This window comes from Pseudonocardia sp. NPDC049154 (assembly GCF_040648315.1).
Taxonomy (GTDB): domain Bacteria; phylum Actinomycetota; class Actinomycetes; order Mycobacteriales; family Pseudonocardiaceae; genus Pseudonocardia.
The window spans coordinates 1-15,875 of sequence record NZ_JBEZDN010000067.1; the positions used below are offsets into that span (position 1 = coordinate 1).

Genomic DNA, 15,875 nt, shown 5'->3' on the forward strand with positions numbered 1-15,875 from the left:
GTCCCGCTGCGGCCGCAGCGGGACGGGCGCGGCCGTGACCGGAGGTGCCGTGGACATCAGGCCCCGCTCTTCTTGTCCAGGAAGGCGACCTTCGGCTTGCCCAGCAGGCTGGCGGTGTAGCCGGTGACGGACGTCGAGTAGGCGGTGACGTCGCCGCGGAAGTACAACGGCGCGTACGGGGCGAAGTCGGCGATCAGCTTGTCCGCACGGGCGTAGGCCGCAGCCCGCTGGGCCGTGTCCTCCGTCGCCACCGCCTGCGTGAGCACCTGGTCCAGGCCGGGGATCGCGACCTTGCCGGGGTTCTGGTAGCTGTTCTGCGCGAACAGCCGGTTGTAGGTCTGGCCGGGGTCGGGACGACCGGACCAGGCGTACTGCGCGGCGTTGGTCCCCTGCTTCTCGAAGTACAGGGAGACGCCCTGGTTGGTGTCCATCGACTGGACCCTGTAGTCGATGCCGATCTCGGCCAGCTGGGACCGGATGATCTCGTTGCGGCGGATCTCGAGCGGCGACGCGGTGGCGACCGAGGTGAGCGTGACCCCGCCGGCGGGGTACCCCGCCTCGGCCATCAGCTGCTTGGCCCTGGCCACGTCGTGCGGCCAGATCGCGTCGTTGGCCTTGTCGTAGGCCCAGTGGGAGGTCGGCAGCGGCTGGCGGGCGGGCTCGCCCTGCCCGTTCACGGTGCCCTGGATGATCTCGTCCCGGTCGAGGGCGAGGTTGATCGCCTGCCGGACCCGGACGTCGTCGAGGGGCTTCTGGGCGAGGTTGAAGTAGATCATGTCGAACCACAGCCCGACCGGGCTCTCGACGGTGAGCTTGCCGCTGTTCTGCAGCTGCGGCATGTCGTTGGCGTCGAGGTTGTCCGCGAAGTCGATCTGACCGGAGAGCAGCGCGTTGGCGGCGGCCTTCGGATCGGTGATGATCCGCATCTCCAGGTTCTCCATGGGCGGCGGGGTGCCGTAGAAGCTCGGGTTGCGCTTGAGCACCAGGCGGTCACCGGGGCTGTAGCTCACCAGCGTGTACGGGCCCGCGCCGACGGGCTTCTGCGCGAAGTCGGCGTTCGACGCGGTGGGGCCGACGACCATCCCCGCGCGGTCGGCGAGGACGAGGACCAGCGAGCTGTCCGGGGTCTTCTCCTTGAGCAGCACGGTGGTCGCGTCGGGGGCCTCGACCGCCGTGACGTTGGAGAGGTCGGCCTTGTTGGTCTGGGTCCGGTAGCGCTCCAGGCTCGCCTTGACCGCGGCGGCGTCGAGCGGACTGCCGTCGGAGAACGTCAGGCCGGGCCGGAGCTTCAGCTGCAGGGTGGTCGGGTCCGTGAAGGACCACGACTCGGCGAGGCCGGGGGTGGCCTTCAGCGTCGCCGGGTCGAACTCCACCAGCGTGGCGTAGAGCGGGTACAGCGCCACGTGGTCCGTGCCCGACGGCCCGGCCTGCGGGTCGAGTGAGGACGGGTTGTTGCTGATGGCGACCGTCAGGGTGGTGTCGGTCGTGCCGCCACCCTGAGCAGGTGCGCCGCACGCCGCGGTCACCAGCAGGGCCACGCCCAACAGGCCGAGCAGCGCGCGCCTGACGACAGCGGACGCCGTTGTCCGGTACAGGGTCACGATCGAGCCTTTCGGAGGAGGAACGACGGGAGCGGGACAGCCGGGTCCGCTGTCGCGGACTGCGGTTCGAGCAGGTGGCAGGCGGCCGAGTGGGCCGGCGACACCGCGACGACGGCGGGCTCGACCTGCGGGCAGCCGTCGACCGCCACCGGGCAGCGGGGGTGGAAGCGGCAGCCGGTGGGCGGGTTCGCCGGGTCGGGGATCTCCCCGCGGACCGGACGTTCGGCCCCGCCGGCCGCGTGCGCGCCGGGCAGCGAGGACAGCAGCCCCTGCGTGTAGGGGTGCTGCGGATCGACGAGCACCTCCCGCGCGGGACCCGACTCGACGACCTGGCCGAGGTAGAGCACCGCCACCCGGTCGGCGACGTAGGGCAGCAGGGCGATGTCGTGGGTGATGAAGACGTACGTCAGGTCGCGCTCCGCACGGAGCTCCACGAGCAGGTTCACGATCTCGGCCTGCAGGGAGACGTCGAGCGCGGACACGGCCTCGTCGCAGATCACCAGCCGGGGTCTCGAGATGAGCGCCCGCGCGATCGCGACCCGCTGCCGCTGCCCGCCGGAGAGCTGGTGCGGGAACCGCTCCTGCAGCGGTCCCTCCAGGCCGACCCGGTCGAGCATCGCCGCGGCCCGGTCGCGGGCCTGCCGCGCGGACGTCCCCGCGACGACGAGCGGCTCGGCCACCGACTCCCGGACCCGCCAGCGCGGGTCGAGCGAGGACCCCGCGTCCTGTGGGACGAACTGCATGCGGTGCCGCTCGCGACGGAGGGCGGCACCGCGGAGCGAGGCCCAGTCCAGGCCGTCGAACTCGACCGACCCATCGGCCACGGGGACCAACCGGAGCAGCGCGCTCGCGATGGTCGACTTCCCGGACCCGGACTCGCCGATCACGGCGAGGGTCTCGCCCTGGTGCAGGTCGAGGTCGACGTGGTCGACCGCGCGGAGGCGCCCGCGGCCGACCCGGTAGTCGACCGTCAGGCCCCGGGTCCGGAGCAGCGGGGCGCTCACCGGACCCCCGCACCGGCGACGACGACCGAGTCGCGCGGGTCGGACGCCCGGATGCACCGCACGCTCCGGCCAGGGCCGAGGGCGACGAGCTCCTGCGTCCCGGCGCACTCCTCCCGCGCCTCCCGGCACCGTGGCCGGAACAGGCAGCCCTCGGGTGACGCCGAGGGCGGCGGCACCCGGCCGGGGATGACGTCGAGCTGTTCGCCCCAGCCGTCCACCCGCGGGCGGGCGGCCATCAGCCGGCTCGTGTACGGGTGCCGCGGCCGGTCGAGGACGCCGGCGGTCGGCCCGATCTCGACGACCTCGCCGGCGTACATGGTGACCACGTCGTCGCACACCGCGCCGACCGCACCGAGATCGTGCGTGATCAGCAGGACGGACATGCCCTCGTCGTCGCAGAGGGTCCGGAGCAGGCGGAGGATCTGCGCCTGGATGGTCAGGTCGAGGGCGGTCGTCGGCTCGTCGGCCACGAGCAGGCGCGGCCGGCAGGCGATGGCCGCGGCGATCATCGCCCGCTGCCGCAGCCCGCCCGACAGCTCGTGCGGGTACCGGCGGTACCGGCCCGCCGGGTCCGGCATCCCGACACGGGCCAGGACGTCGATCGCCTTGTCGCGCGCGGCGCGACGACCCAGTCCTTCATGGACCCGGATCGTCTCGGTGACCTGGGTACCGATCGTGAGCAGCGGGTTCAGGGCCGTCATCGGGTCCTGGAAGATCATCCCGACCAGCGAGCCGCGGAGCCGGTCGGCCGCCGCGGGGGAGAGGTTCAGCAGATCGGTGTCGCCGAAACGGGCGCCGCCGCCGATCGTCGTCGTCGCCGGGTCGTGCAGACCCAACAGGGCGAGCCCGGTCGCGGTCTTCCCGCTGCCCGACTCGCCGACGAGGCCGACCATGCGGCCGGCGCCGACGCGGAACGAGGCGTCCCGGACCGCGGCATGAGTGCCGGTGCGGGACCGGAAGATCACCGAGAGCTGATCCACGACGAGGTCGTCGCCCGCCATTGGGCCTCCTCCATGATCTCGATCACTTCAGACTTTAAAGATATTGGTTCAGGAGTTGAGGACTGTCAACGGTCGGTCTCCGCGTCGCCGTGCGGGTCGTCGGCGACGGGGGTGCCACAGGCCGCTCGTGGACACTTCGTCACGCGAGTCGTTGACACTCTGTCAAACGCTACGTAGAACAGGGGTCGAGGTACGCCACCGGTGATCGCGGCCGGTCGTCGCGTCCCAGCCGCCGCCCGACGGAGCGAGGAGCTGTCCCGTGCTGACCGGTGAGGAGTACCTCGCGTCCCTGAACGACGGGCGCGCCACCTTCTTCGAGGGCGAGGAGGTGAAGAACATCCCCGAGCACCCGGTCCTGGGCACCGCGGCGCGGCTGACCGCGGCGACGTACGACCGGTTCCACGACCCGGAGCCGGGGGCGGTGAACCTGCTGATGACCCCGCCCCGCAGTCCCGGGGACCTGCGGGACCTGATCCCGGTGCTCAGCGAGGCGGACATCGTCACGCGGGTGACCTTCGGCTCGCTGATGGCGCTGCTGACCGCGGCGGACCGGCTGGCGGAGGCGGGGGCCGGGCACGTCGACGCGATCCTCGCCTACCACGACCAGGCGAAGCGCACGGACATCCGGATCACGGAGTGCATCACCGACGCGAAGGGCGACCGGGGTCGACCGCCGCAGAAGCAGGCGGACCCCGACGCGTACGTGCGCGTGGTCGACCGGTCCGACGAGGGCGTCGTCGTCCGCGGGGCGAAGCTGCACATCACCGGGGCCTCCTACGGCCATGACCTGATGGTCATGCCGACCAAGCGAATGGGTGCCGAGGCGGGGGACTACTCGATCGCGTGCGCGATCCCGGTGAACGCGCCCGGCGTCCGCGTCATCAACTCCTCCTACGCCCCGCGGGGCGAGGACGTGCGGCACTTCCCGCACACCAGCCACGACCACACGCCGGACGGCTTCGTGGTGTTCGACGACGTGTTCGTGCCCCGGGACCGGGTCTTCCTCGACGGGGACCCGCAGTACGCCGCGGTGTTCGCGCACTCGCTCGGGCTGTGGGAGCGAATCGGCGGGGTGTCGCAGATGGCGCGCAACGCGGAGCTGCTCGTGGGGTTCGCGCACCTGATCGCCGACGCGAACGGGCTGCTCGGGGTGGCGCACATCAAGGACAAGCTCGCCGAGATGATCATCCACGCGACGATGCTGCGGGCCGGCCTCGAGGCCGCGCTGCACAACGCCGTCGTCACCCCGCAGGGTTTCGTGCACCCGAACGAGCTCTTCACGAACGCCGCGAAGTACCAGGGCGCGGCGAACTACAGCCTGATGGTCCGGCACCTGCACGACATCGCGGGCGGGTCGCTGCTCACCGCGCCCACCATCGGCGACCTCGAGAACCCGCAGACCGGCGCGTACGTCCGGAAGCACATGCAGGGCCGCGCGGGCGTGCCGGCGGAGAACCGGCTGCGGATCTTCCACGCGATCCGCGACCACACCGCCGACGCCTACGGCGGCTGGCACGCCGCCACGAACGTGCTGTCCGGCGGCGGCCTCTACGCCCAGCGGATCGTGGCGTCGCATCACTTCGACATCGAGGCCGCCCGTGCGATGGCCCTCGCCGACGCCGGCATCGAGAGCTGGTCGGCGTGAGCCCGCGCCTCGCCCCGGTCCCGCCCGACGACCGGATGCGCACCGACCTGCAGCGCGGCGCGGAGCCGCTGAACATCTTCCGCACGCTCGCACACAACCCCGAGCTGATGCACAAGGCGATGTCGCTGGGGAACCGGTTCCTGTCCGAGGGGAACCGGCTCGACCCGCGGGCGCGCGAGATCATGATCCTGCGCAGCGCGTGGCGCACCGGCTCGGTCTACGAGTTCGGCCACCACACGATCATCGGACGGAGGACGGGGTTGTCCGAGGCCGAGATCGCCCGCCTCGCCCGCGCCGACGCGGGGGAGTGGCCCGGCGACGAGGGGCTGCTCGTCGGCGTCGTCGACGAGCTGTCCACCACGGACACCCTGACCGAGGGCACCTGGGAGCGGCTGCGGGCCGCCTTCGACGAACCGACGATCGTCGAGATCCTGCTGCTCCCGGGCTTCTACCGGATGCTGGCCGGCTTCCTCAACGCCACCGGGGTCGAGCGGGAGGCGGACACGCCGGGATGGCCGGAGTGACGGCCGGGCGGTTCGCCGGGCGCACGGCGCTGGTCGTCGGCGGCGGCACGGACGGTCCGGCCGCGCCCGGCGAGGCGCTGCCCATGGGCAACGGCCGGGCGATCGCGATGCACCTGGCGGCGGAGGGAGCGGCGGTCGCGGTCACGGACGTCTCGGCCGAGCGGGCGGCGGAGACCGTCGCGGCCCTCGGCGGCATCGGGCTCGCCCTCGAGGCCGACGCCGCGGACCCCGACGCGTGCCGGGCCGCGGTCGACCGGGCGGTGGCCGGGCTCGGGCCGCTCGACGTCGTGGTGTGCAACGTCGGCATCGGCGGCGGCGGGCCGATCGGACGCCAGACCGTCGAGCAGTACGACCTCGCGATGGACGTCAACGTGCGCAGTCACTGGGTCACGGCCGAGCGGGCGCTGCCGGGGATGGTCGAGCGCGGGCGCGGGGCGTTCGTGTTCGTCGGCTCGGTCGCGGGCGCCTGGAGCAACGGGTTCGCGCTGAGCTACGAGACGTCGAAGGCGGCCCAGCTCGCGCTCGCCCGGCACATCGCGGTGCGCTTCGGCAGCCGCGGGATCCGGGCGAACACCGTCGTGCTGGGCCTGATCGCGTCCGCCATGTCCCGGCGGGAGCAGGGCACGGACGGCGACACGCTCGGCTGGCGGGCCGCGCTGCCCGCGCTCGCCCGGCAGGGCACGCCGGAGGAGGCGGCGGCGGCCGTGGCCTTCCTGGCGTCGGACGACGCGGCGTACGTGACCGGGACCGAGCTCGTCGTCGACGGGGGCCTGACCTGCCGGAGCCCGGACTCGCTGTTCCGCGGCCGGGACGCCGTCGCCGCGCCACAGGGCGGCTGAACCGCGGCGCGGCCGGTTGTACGGTGGCGCTCGCGTGCGGGGGAGAGGAGGCGGTCGTGCCGGATCCAGCGGAGAGCGCACCGGATTCCGGGCAGGGCCGCAAGGGGCGCCCGGCACAGTCGCGGGCGGCGACCGAGCAGCTCCTCGTCGACGCCGCCGTCGACCTGCTCCGCGAGCGGGGCGTGCTCGACGGGATGAACCTGCGCGAGATCGCCGATCTCGCCGACGTCCACCGCGCGCTGGTCTACCACTACTTCGGATCCCGCCAGGAGCTGTTGCGGGCCGCGGCCAAGCGGGAGATCGCGCGTCCGCGGGACGAGGTGCCCGGCGAGGCGGACATGGACACGGCGGAGTGGCTCACCACCTCGTTGGGCGCCTCGCTCCGCTACCGGGAGGCGATCCGGCTGATCGTCCTGCTCGTCCTCGACCACGACCGCACGGTCCGCACGCTCACCACCCGCCGCGCGACCCTGGGACGCCTCGACCCCGAGCCGGCCGTCGACGATCCCGCCGCGCTGTACGCCGTCTACGCCTCGATGTCCTACGGCTTCGGGCTGCTGTCGGAGCGGTTCGCCGACGAGCTCGGGATCGAGCCCGAGGACCTCGAACGCCGCTTCCTCGACGTCGCCTCCCGGATGTTCGCCGCGGTCGCGACGGAGGCGCCATAGGGCGGTGTCACGCCCGGAGGGCGACGCTCACACCACTGATCGCGGACCGTGATCGGTTGTGATGACCATTCGTCGTTGGACACCGCGCCGCCACTCGGCTTTGCTCGTACCGTGGCCCGCACGACGACCCCGCACCGGACCGGCTCCCTGCCGGCCGTGCCGTCGGCGCCGGCCCTGCCGGCCGTGCTCCCGGCGCCCGCCGCGCCGTCGGTGCCGTCGGGCGCCTGCCGTGCGGACCGGCTGACGCAGCGCCGGGTCATCGACCACGGCACCGTCCACTCGGCGGCCTGTCCCGCCCGCTGACCTCGGTCGCCCCCCGCCGCCCCGGGCGGTCCCGTCGTGTCCGTCCGAGGCCCGGCCACCCGTGCCCGGCGCCCCGCCGGCACACACTCCTGAACGAAATCGTGAGGTGATCCCGCATGACCGTCGCGGGTGCAGTCCCGGTCGTCGCGTCCTGGTCCGAGCCCGAGGGCATCAGGCCCCGGGGCACCGTGGTCGTCGTGCCCGGGCGCGGGGAGCACGCCGGCGTCTACGAGCGGTTCGGCCGGCGCATCGCCGCCGCTGCTGCTGATCACCCACGACCTCGCGATCGCGGCCGAACGGGCGGACTCGCTGCTGGTGCTGCGCAACGGGGTCGTCGAGGAGGCGGGGCCGACGGCGGAGGTCTTCGCCCGGCCGTCGTCGGAGTACGCGCGGCGGCTGCATGCGGACGTCCCGGCGCTGAACCCGGACCGGTACGCCGAGCTGCGGGACCTGGGGCGGGAGGCTCTGTCGACGGACCACGGGGGAGCGGGCGGCCCGCGGATCGAGGTCTCGGGCGTCACCAAGACCTTCGGCTCGCTGACGGCCGTGGACGACGTGTCCTTCACCGTCCCCGCGGGCACGACGCACGCCCTGGTCGGGGAGTCGGGCTCGGGCAAGACGACGGCGATCCGGCTGCTGCTCGGGCTCGAGCAGCCGGACGCGGGCCGGATCGTGGTGGCCGGCGAGGAGCTGCACGGGCGCTCGCACGCCTCGTTGCGCAGCGTGCGACGGCACCTGCAGCTCGTGTACCAGAACCCGTTCACCTCGCTGGACCCCACATGGAAGGTCGAACGGCTGGTCCGCGAGCCGTTGGACCGGTACGGGGTGGGGGACAAGCGGGAGCGGGCGGCGCTGGTGCGCAGCACGCTGCGGTCGGTGGGGCTCGGCGAGGAGCTGGTGTCCCGCAAGCCCTCCGCGCTCTCCGGTGGGCAGCGGCAGCGGGTGGCGATCGCCCGGGCGCTGGTCCTGCGCCCGGACGTCATCGTGCTGGACGAGCCCACCTCCGCCCTGGACGTCAGCGTGCAGGCGGAGATCGTGGAGACCCTGCTGCGGCTGCAGGCCGAGCTGGGGCTGACCTACGTGTTCGTGTCGCACGACCTCTCCCTGGTGCGCCAGCTCGCGCACACGGTGTCGGTGATGCGGCGCGGCCGGGTCGTGGAACAGGGGACGGTCGCAGAGATCTTCGACTCGCCGCAGGAGGAGTACACCCGCACCCTGCTCGACTCGCTCCCGGTCGGTGCCGCATGACGGCCACCGTGCGGACCCGGACGCTCGGCTTCAACACCCGGGTGGCCAGCGACGACGTGCCGTGGTCCCGCGTGAGGACGTTCGGGTTGCCGTGCACGCAGAACGGGATCTCGGCCTCGGGGTCGAGGGGGTCGAACCAGGCGCCGGTCGGGAGCTGCACCACCCCGGCCCGGACGTCGTCCGTCACGAGGGCGGCGGCGAGGCAGGCGCCGCGGTCGTTGGACAGCCGGACCAGGTCCCCCGTCGTGATCCCGCGCGGGGCGGCGTCCGCCGGGTGGACGCGCCCGACCTCGCGGCCGTGGATCTTGTGCGCCAGGGAGTGCGCGCCGAAGTCCAGCTGCGAGTGCAGCCGGGTCGCGGGCTGGTTCGCGACCAGCCAGAGCGGGTGTCGTGAGTCCGGCAGCTCGGTGGGCGGCAGCCAGACCGGGTGGCCGGGGGCGTCGGCGTACCCGAACGCCCCGATCGTCGCCGAGGCGAGCTCGATCCGGCCGGACGGCGTGGGGAGCGGGTGGGCGTCGGGGTCCGCCCGGAAGGCCCCGATGATCCCGCCCGAGTCCGCGACCTGCGGCAGCTCGAGCTCGCCCGCCGCCCGGAACTCGTCGAACGACGGAGCGGGCAGCCCGCGGTCGGCCAACCCCTTGCGGGTCGGCTCGTACAGCCACTCCAGCCAGGCCCGCGCGTCCCGGCCCTCGGTGAACGCCGCGCCGACGCCCAGCCGCTCGGCGAGCCCGGTGAAGATCGCGTAGTCGTCCCGGGCCTCGCCGGGCGGGTCGACCAGCCGGTGCATGGCCGTCATGACGGGGTCGAACGGGCCGGCGCCGATGTCCTCGCGCTCGAGGGTCCAGGTCGTGGGCAGCACGACGTCCGCGTGCCGGGCGGTCGCGGTCCACGCCGGCTCATGCACGACGAAGGTGTCGAGCCGCCCGAGGGCCCGCGGCAGCCGGCCGAGGTCCTGGTGGTGGTGGAACGGGTTGCCGCCCGCCCAGTACGCGAGCCGGACGTGCGGGTATCGCGTGCGGGCGCCGTCGTGGTCGTACTCCTCGCCGGGGTGCAGGAGCATGTCGGCGATCCGCGCGACGGGGATGGCGGCGTCGCACCCGTTGCGCCCCTGGGGCACCGCACCGACCGGGACGTCCACGCGGGCGCGACCGTAGTGCCCGATCGAGCCGAGGCCGTAGCAGAACCCGCCGCCGGGCAGCCCGATCTGCCCCAGGGCCGCGGCGAGCGCGAGACCCGCCCACACCGGCTGCTCGCCGAACTCCGCCCGCTGCAGCGACTGCGCCACCGTGACGAGCGTGCGGCCGCGCGCGGCCCGTCGGGCCAGCTCGCGGATCTCCTCCGCGGGCACCCCGGTGAGCGCGGCGGCCCAGTCCGCGTCCTTGTCCCGCAGGTACTCCGCCAGGTGCTCCCAGCCCACGCAGTACCGCACCAGGAACTCCCGGTCGTGGAGGTCCTCGTCCACGAGGGTGTGCAGCAGGCCGAGCATCAGGGCGGTGTCCGAGCCCGGCGGCACGGAGAGCCAGCGTGACCCGGGGGAGGTCGGAGCGGAGCGGGGAGACGTTCACGAACACCGCGCCGCGCCGCGCTGCCGCCGCCATCGCGCCCCGCTCCACGTGCGCGCTGATCCCGCCGCCGCCGACCGCGCTGTTCTTGAGGTTCATCCCGCCGAAGGCGAGCAGGGGGTCGGTGTGCGCGGCGACCTGGTCCCAGGTCACGGTCCCCTTCGACACCACCTCGGACGGCCCCAGGACGTGCCGCAGGACCGTCTGCGCCGCGGCCCCGCTGTAGTCCCCGACGGACCGGACGTACCCGCCGACGGCGTGGTTGAGGAAGCGGTGCACCTGGCTCTGGGCGTGGTGGAACCGCCCGGCGCTGGCCCACCCGTAGCTGCCGCCGTACACCTCGTCGGGGCGGTACCGGGCGAGCTCACCCGCCAGCCGGTCCAGCACCTCGTCCCAGCCGACCTCGACGAACTCGTCGCGCTCGCGGCGGTCGGTGGGCCCCGGCCTGTCCTCCCACCAGCCCACCGCACCGCGGGCCGCCGCACCCGCGCGGGGTGGTCGACCGCGGAGGGGACGTTGCCCAGGATCGGCGACGGGTCGGGATCCTGCGAGCGCGGTTCGAGGCGGAGGCCCTCGGCGGTGACCTCACCGCGGAACGATCCCCAGTGGGTGCTGTGCGGGAGCGAGGGCACCCTCCGACCCAAGCCGAGTCGCGGACCGTCGTCCAACGACGATTCCGCATCGCCACCGATCAGGGCGCGCGATCGGTGGGGTCAGGGCCGGAGCCTCGGGCATGCTGTCACGACGTCGTCGAGGTCGGAGGTGCAATGAGCGTGGCGGAACCAGCGGGTCTCGCCGGCGGGAGCCAGCGGGAGGGCCGGGACCTGCAGGTCCTCGCCCGCTTCACGCGGGTCCTCGAGCTGTTCGACCACGAGCGCTCGCGGATCGACCTCGCCTACGCCACCTCGCAGCTGGGCCTGAACCGCTCGACGACCTACCGCTACCTCGCCGCGATGGTCAAGCACGGGCTGCTGACCCACAGCCCCGGCCAGGGCTACGCGCTCGGCCCCACGCTGTCGAGGGTCGGGCTGCTCGCCCTGGACCGGCTGCCGCTGCTCGACCGTGCCGACCCGGTCATGGGGCGTCTCTCGGAGGCCGTCGGCGAGACGTCCGTGCTGTCGATCTGGGGCGGCCGGGGTCCGCTCGTGGCCCGGGTGCACGACGAGCAGAGCCGCTTCATCAGGATCTCCGTCGCCGTGGGATCGACGCTCCCGATCGTGACCGCGCAGGGGCAGATGTTCCTCGCCCACCTGACCGACGAGCGCGCCCTCCGTCGCGCCCTCGAGGGCCTGGACGAGACCGTGCGCGACGCCCTGCTGGCCAAGCGGCCCGAGATCCGGCGCTCGGGCATCGCCATCAGCGACGCGTCGGACGACGGGCTGCGCGGGATCGCCGCCCCGATCCACGGGGTCGACGGCTCGCTGACGGCCACCATCGCGCTGATCGGCACCATCAGCCGGATGCCGCAGGACAAGGACGACGCCCGGGTCACCGCGCTCCTGCAGGCCGCGCAGACGCTGTCCGACCCGGAGTAGCCGACAGCGCGTTCCACGGCTGTGCATCCGTGCCCGCGGGAAGTCATGCCGGCCGACCCCTGCTCGCCCGCGTCGGATTCGGTTACCGTCCCGGTGCGGCGGAACCGCGAGTTCCCGCTGTCCTCGCACGACAGGTACGGCAGCACGACATCTGAGGAGCGGTCGGGTCGAGAACGGCGGGTGATGGTGTGCGCGATGCGGACGCGAACTCCTCCCTGGGGGCGCGCCTCCCACGGTTCGAGGACGCGCGGCTCCTGCGTGGACGCGGGATGTTCACCGCCGACGTCCCGCCGCCGCAGTGCCTCCACGTCGCCTTCGTCCGCTCGCCCCACCCGCACGCCCTGATCGAGGACGTCGACGTCGCTGGGGCCGGTTCGGCGCCCGGCGTGGTCGCCGTCCTGACCGCGGCCGACCTGCCCCACGTGCCGCTGGTGGACGCGGTCGCCGTACCCGGCCTCGTCAGGACCCCGCAGCCCGCGCTCGCGGGGGAGCGGGTGCGGTTCGTGGGCGAGGCCGTCGCCATGGTGCTGGCCGAGAGCCGGGCCCTGGCCGAGGACGGCGCCGAACTGGTCGAGGTCCGCTACACGGCGCTTCCTCCCGTGGTCGAACCGGAGACGGCGACGAGGCTGCCACCCCTCGACCCCGTCCTGACGAGCAACGAGGTGTACCGCGGCGAGCGTGCGACCCAGGGACTCGAGGAGGCCTTCGCCGCCGCCGATCATGTCGTCTCCGGGCGTTTCACCACCGGCAGGCTCACGGCCGCACCGATGGAGGGCCGCGCGTGCTCGGCCACGTTCGATCCCGTGGCCGGCTCGCTGACCGTCCGCTGCTCGACCCAGTCCCCCCACCTGCTGCAGCGGAAGATCGCCCTCTGCCTCGGCATGGACCTCGCCGCGGTCCGCGTGCTCGTGGACGACGTCGGCGGCGGGTTCGGGCAGAAGATCCCGGCGTCGCCGGAGGAGATCGCCGTGGCGCTGGCCGCCCGCGCGGCCGACCGTCCGGTCCTGTGGGTGGAGGACCGCCGGGAGAACATCGTCGCGGCACCTCAGGGCAAGGAGCAGCGCGTCGAGCTCGCGCTGGCCCTCGACGCCGACGGCACCTTCCGCGCCCTGCGCTGCGACGTGCTCGGCGACGCCGGGGCGTACTCCTTCAACTCGGCCAGCGCCCTGATCGAGGCCTATCTCGCGGCGGGCCTGCTGCCCGGTGCGTACCGCATCCCGGAGACCGGCTGGCGGGTGCGCTCCGTGCTCACCACCAAGGCGCCGATCGCCCCCTACCGGGGCGTGGGCTGGACGAGCGGACACACGGCCCGGGAGCTGCTGATCGACCGGGCCGCGCGGCTGCTCTGGCGCGACCCGGTGGATCTGCGCAGGCAGAACCTCGTCCGGCCCGGCGATCTGCCCTACACCACGCCCACCGGCATGACCTACGACAGCGGCAGCCACCTCGCCACGCTCGAGCGGGCGGCGAAGCTGGTCGACGCCGTGAACGTGGTCCCCGGGCCCACCGCGGACGGGCACTACCGCGGGGTCGGGATCAGCCCGTACGTCGAGCCGTCGGGCTGGGGCTCCGCGGGGGCGGCAGAGTCCTCCTGGTCGTTCGCCTCGCACGACTCGGTGCGGGTCGAGATGGACGCGTCCGGTGCGGTCACTGCGGTGGTCGGCACGCCGTCACAGGGACAGGGCCACACGACGACCCTGGCCCAGGTCGTCGCCTCGGTGCTGACCTGCGACCCGCGGCGGGTCCGTGTCGTCACCGGCGACACCGCCGGGACGCCGCTGAGCACCGCGGGCACCCGCGCGAGCCGGGTCGCGACGGTGATCGGCGGGGCGCTGCTGCACGCGTCGGAACGGCTCGCCGCCAAGCTCGCGCTGGTGGCCGGGCACCTGCTCGGGGTCGATCCGGGGGAGATCACCTTCCGCGACGGCCAGGCCGTCGGCCCCTCCGGCTCGCTCGGCCTCGCCGAGCTCGCCACCGCCGCGGTCGCCGACCCCGCCGTCCGCGCGGCGTTGCCGGAGCCGGACCTCACAGGCACCGCCTTCTACGACCCGCCCGCCACCTACTCGAACGGGTGCGTCGCCGTGGTCGTCGACGTGGATCCCGGGACGGGCCGGGTCGACGTCGTCGACGCGGCGGTGGTGGAGGACTGCGGCACCGTGATCAACCCGATGATCGTGGACGGCCAGACGCTCGGCGCGTTCACCCAGGGCGTCGGCGCGGCCCTCTACGAGGACGCGGGCTACGGCGGCGACGGGTCCCCGCACGCCACCTCGTTCGGCGACTACCTCCTGCCGACCGCCCGCTGCCTGCCCCGGGTCGCCCTCGAGCACCTCGAGTCGCCCGCGCCGCGCACCCGCGGCGGCATCAAGGGCATGGGCGAGTCGGCCATGATCGCGACACCGGGGGCGGTGGCCTGCGCGGTCGCCGCCGCGGTCGCCCCGCTCGGGATCACCGTGACCCACACCCCGATCCGGCCGCACGAGCTCGTGGCTCCCGCCGAGGACTGACCCAGTGAAGCCCGCGCCGTTCGACTACGCGTCCCCGTCCACGATCGACGAGGCCCTCGGCCTGCTGGCCGACCACGGCGAGTGCGCCCGGGTCCTCGCGGGCGGGCAGAGCCTGCTGCCGCAGATGGCTCTGCGCCAGGTCCGGCCCCGCCTCCTGGTGGACGTCAACCGCGTGGCCGGATTGAGCACGCAGACCGCGACCGACGGCGGATCACGTCTCGGCGCCACGGTCCGCCAGGCCGCCGCGCTCCGCGGGGGTTCCGGGACGGGGCTGCTCGACGCGGCCCTGCCCTGCGTCGGCAACCCCGGCACCCGGTCCCGCGGAACGGTCGTCGGCAGCCTCTGCTTCGCCGACCCGGCCGCCGAGCTCCCCACGGTGCTGCTCGCCGTCGGTGGGTCGCTGGAGGTCCGCTCGGCGGCGGGCGGCCGGACCGTCGAGGCGGCGGAGCTCTACCGCGGCCCGGGACGGACCGCGCTGGCGGGCGACGAGCTCGCCGTCGCCGCGACGTTCCCCCTCGACACCGACGACACCAGAAGTGCCTGGCTGGAGTTCGGTCGCCGCCCCGGCGACCTGCCGCTCGTCGGGGTCGGGGTGGTGGCGCACGTCCGCGACGGCGCCGTCGACGCGGTGCGCGTGGCCTGCGCCGGCGTGCACGAGGTGCCCTGGTCGGTCCCCGTGGCCGACCTGCGTGGGGCAGGAGGCCGCGATCTCGCCCGGGAGGTCGCCGAGGTCGCCGCCCGCGAGTGCCGCCCCGCCGACGACCAGCGCACGACCGCCGCCCATCGCCGGGTGCTCGTCCGCAGCCTCGTCCGCCGCGCGCTGGAGCAGGTGCTCCGGCCGGACACGGAGGTCACCGGTGCTGCCTGACGACCCGCTCGTCCGCCTCGCGACGGACCCCGTCACGGTCACGCTGACCGTTGACGACCGACCGGCCCGGATCACCGTGGAGACCCGGACGTCGCTCGCCGACGCCCTGCGCGACGAGCTGGGGCTGACCGGGACGCACGTCGCCTGTGAGCAGGGCGTCTGCGGCGCCTGCACCGTCGAGGTCGACAACGAGGCGGTCCGCGCGTGTCTGCTGCTCGCGGTCCAGGCCCAGGGCGCCGAGGTGCGGACGGTCGAGGGCCTGGCCGCGCCCGACCAGCCGCTCCACCCCATCCAGCAGGCCTTCACCGAGCACCATGCCCTGCAGTGCGGGTTCTGCACGCCGGGACTGCTGATGACCGTCCACCATCTGCTGGCCGAGCGCCAGGGCGTCGACGAGACCGAGGTCCGGGCGGTCGTGTCCGGCCATCTGTGCCGGTGCACGGGCTACCAGGGGATCGTCGACGCCGTCCTGCACGCCGACCGGACGTGGGACCGCCCGGGCGTCTGAGCCGAGGTGAACGGCCGCGTCCCCGCCCCGGCGAGGCGGGACGGGGACACCAGCGCCTCCTG

General features: G+C 74.0%; 14 protein-coding genes and 3 pseudogenes. 11 read left to right on the top strand and 6 right to left on the bottom strand.

The features are described 5' to 3' along the window. Positions 1 to 56: 56 nt before the first annotated feature. From AB0B41_RS26690 to AB0B41_RS26700, 3 genes are read right to left on the bottom strand one after another with little or no spacing between them, the layout of a single operon-like run. A complete protein-coding gene (locus AB0B41_RS26690; protein ID WP_358208004.1) occupies positions 57 to 1,601 on the bottom strand; it encodes an ABC transporter substrate-binding protein in 1,545 nt (514 codons plus the stop codon). Continuing rightward, positions 1,598 to 2,605, bottom strand: coding sequence for an ABC transporter ATP-binding protein (locus AB0B41_RS26695; RefSeq protein WP_358208006.1), 1,008 nt, complete (start codon positions 2,603 to 2,605; stop codon positions 1,598 to 1,600). The genes AB0B41_RS26690 and AB0B41_RS26695 overlap by 4 nt, the downstream gene beginning before the upstream one ends. Continuing rightward, positions 2,602 to 3,606 (bottom strand): ABC transporter ATP-binding protein, encoded by a 1,005-nt coding sequence (locus AB0B41_RS26700; RefSeq protein ID WP_358208008.1) that lies wholly within the window; start codon positions 3,604 to 3,606, stop codon positions 2,602 to 2,604. Before AB0B41_RS26700 ends, AB0B41_RS26695 begins: the two co-directional genes overlap by 4 nt. A gap of 259 nt (positions 3,607 to 3,865) precedes the next feature. Between AB0B41_RS26700 and AB0B41_RS26705 the strand changes: the two genes are divergently transcribed. From AB0B41_RS26705 to AB0B41_RS26730, 6 genes are all read left to right on the top strand, one after another. Next, positions 3,866 to 5,251, top strand: a complete 1,386-nt coding sequence (locus AB0B41_RS26705; protein WP_358208010.1) for a 4-hydroxyphenylacetate 3-hydroxylase N-terminal domain-containing protein — start codon at positions 3,866 to 3,868, stop codon at positions 5,249 to 5,251. Next, positions 5,248 to 5,775, top strand: a complete 528-nt coding sequence (locus AB0B41_RS26710) for a carboxymuconolactone decarboxylase family protein (RefSeq protein WP_358208012.1) — start codon at positions 5,248 to 5,250, stop codon at positions 5,773 to 5,775. Before AB0B41_RS26705 ends, AB0B41_RS26710 begins: the two co-directional genes overlap by 4 nt. Further along, positions 5,763 to 6,614 (top strand): SDR family oxidoreductase, encoded by an 852-nt coding sequence (locus AB0B41_RS26715; RefSeq protein WP_358208014.1) that lies wholly within the window; start codon positions 5,763 to 5,765, stop codon positions 6,612 to 6,614. The genes AB0B41_RS26710 and AB0B41_RS26715 overlap by 13 nt, the downstream gene beginning before the upstream one ends. Positions 6,615 to 6,670: 56 nt before the next feature. Beyond that, positions 6,671 to 7,282, top strand: coding sequence for a helix-turn-helix domain-containing protein (locus AB0B41_RS26720; protein ID WP_358208016.1), 612 nt, complete (start codon positions 6,671 to 6,673; stop codon positions 7,280 to 7,282). Between the two features lie 111 nt (positions 7,283 to 7,393). Continuing rightward, positions 7,394 to 7,585, top strand: coding sequence for a hypothetical protein (locus tag AB0B41_RS26725; RefSeq protein WP_358208018.1), 192 nt, complete (start codon positions 7,394 to 7,396; stop codon positions 7,583 to 7,585). A 315-nt stretch (positions 7,586 to 7,900) separates the two neighbouring features. Then, positions 7,901 to 8,833 carry an ATP-binding cassette domain-containing protein gene (locus tag AB0B41_RS26730; protein WP_358208020.1) on the top strand — a complete coding sequence of 311 codons (933 nt, stop codon included), beginning with the start codon at positions 7,901 to 7,903 and terminating at the stop codon, positions 8,831 to 8,833. A 64-nt stretch (positions 8,834 to 8,897) separates the two neighbouring features. On the opposite strand, the pseudogene AB0B41_RS26735 reads toward AB0B41_RS26730, so the two are convergent. Beyond that, positions 8,898 to 10,319: pseudogene (locus AB0B41_RS26735) on the bottom strand (molybdopterin-dependent oxidoreductase); the annotation flags it as partial. A 38-nt stretch (positions 10,320 to 10,357) separates the two neighbouring features. Between AB0B41_RS26735 and AB0B41_RS26740 the strand changes: the two are divergent. Then, positions 10,358 to 10,621 carry a hypothetical protein gene (locus AB0B41_RS26740; RefSeq protein ID WP_358208070.1) on the top strand — a complete coding sequence of 88 codons (264 nt, stop codon included), beginning with the start codon at positions 10,358 to 10,360 and terminating at the stop codon, positions 10,619 to 10,621. Between the two features lie 20 nt (positions 10,622 to 10,641). On the opposite strand, the pseudogene AB0B41_RS26745 reads toward AB0B41_RS26740, so the two are convergent. Together AB0B41_RS26745 and AB0B41_RS26750 are read right to left on the bottom strand one after the other, a co-directional pair. Beyond that, positions 10,642 to 10,860: pseudogene (locus AB0B41_RS26745) on the bottom strand (molybdopterin-dependent oxidoreductase); the annotation flags it as partial. Positions 10,861 to 10,907: 47 nt separating this feature from the next. Then, a pseudogene (locus AB0B41_RS26750) lies at positions 10,908 to 11,027 on the bottom strand (hypothetical protein); the annotation flags it as partial. Positions 11,028 to 11,168: 141 nt separating this feature from the next. Between AB0B41_RS26750 and AB0B41_RS26755 the strand changes: the two are divergent. The 4 genes from AB0B41_RS26755 to AB0B41_RS26770 all read left to right on the top strand — a co-directional run bounded on the left by AB0B41_RS26755 (position 11,169) and on the right by AB0B41_RS26770 (position 15,813). Then, positions 11,169 to 11,930 carry an IclR family transcriptional regulator gene (locus AB0B41_RS26755; RefSeq protein ID WP_358208022.1) on the top strand — a complete coding sequence of 254 codons (762 nt, stop codon included), beginning with the start codon at positions 11,169 to 11,171 and terminating at the stop codon, positions 11,928 to 11,930. Positions 11,931 to 12,118: 188 nt separating this feature from the next. Continuing rightward, positions 12,119 to 14,437 (top strand): xanthine dehydrogenase family protein molybdopterin-binding subunit, encoded by a 2,319-nt coding sequence (locus AB0B41_RS26760; RefSeq protein WP_358208024.1) that lies wholly within the window; start codon positions 12,119 to 12,121, stop codon positions 14,435 to 14,437. Between the two features lie 4 nt (positions 14,438 to 14,441). Next, positions 14,442 to 15,305, top strand: coding sequence for an FAD binding domain-containing protein (locus AB0B41_RS26765; RefSeq protein WP_358208026.1), 864 nt, complete (start codon positions 14,442 to 14,444; stop codon positions 15,303 to 15,305). Further along, on the top strand, positions 15,295 to 15,813 hold the full coding sequence (locus AB0B41_RS26770; RefSeq protein WP_358208028.1) for a (2Fe-2S)-binding protein: 519 nt from the start codon (positions 15,295 to 15,297) through the stop codon (positions 15,811 to 15,813). The genes AB0B41_RS26765 and AB0B41_RS26770 overlap by 11 nt, the downstream gene beginning before the upstream one ends. Positions 15,814 to 15,875 lie beyond the last annotated feature (62 nt).

What these genes read in the sequence shown, in the direction of transcription:
- AB0B41_RS26700 (WP_358208008.1), bottom strand. Translation starts at nt 3,606, where the DNA reads ATGGCGGGCGACGACCTCGTCGTGGATCAGCTCTCGGTGATCTTCCGG.
- AB0B41_RS26715 (WP_358208014.1), top strand. Translation starts at nt 5,763, where the DNA reads ATGGCCGGAGTGACGGCCGGGCGGTTCGCCGGGCGCACGGCGCTGGTC.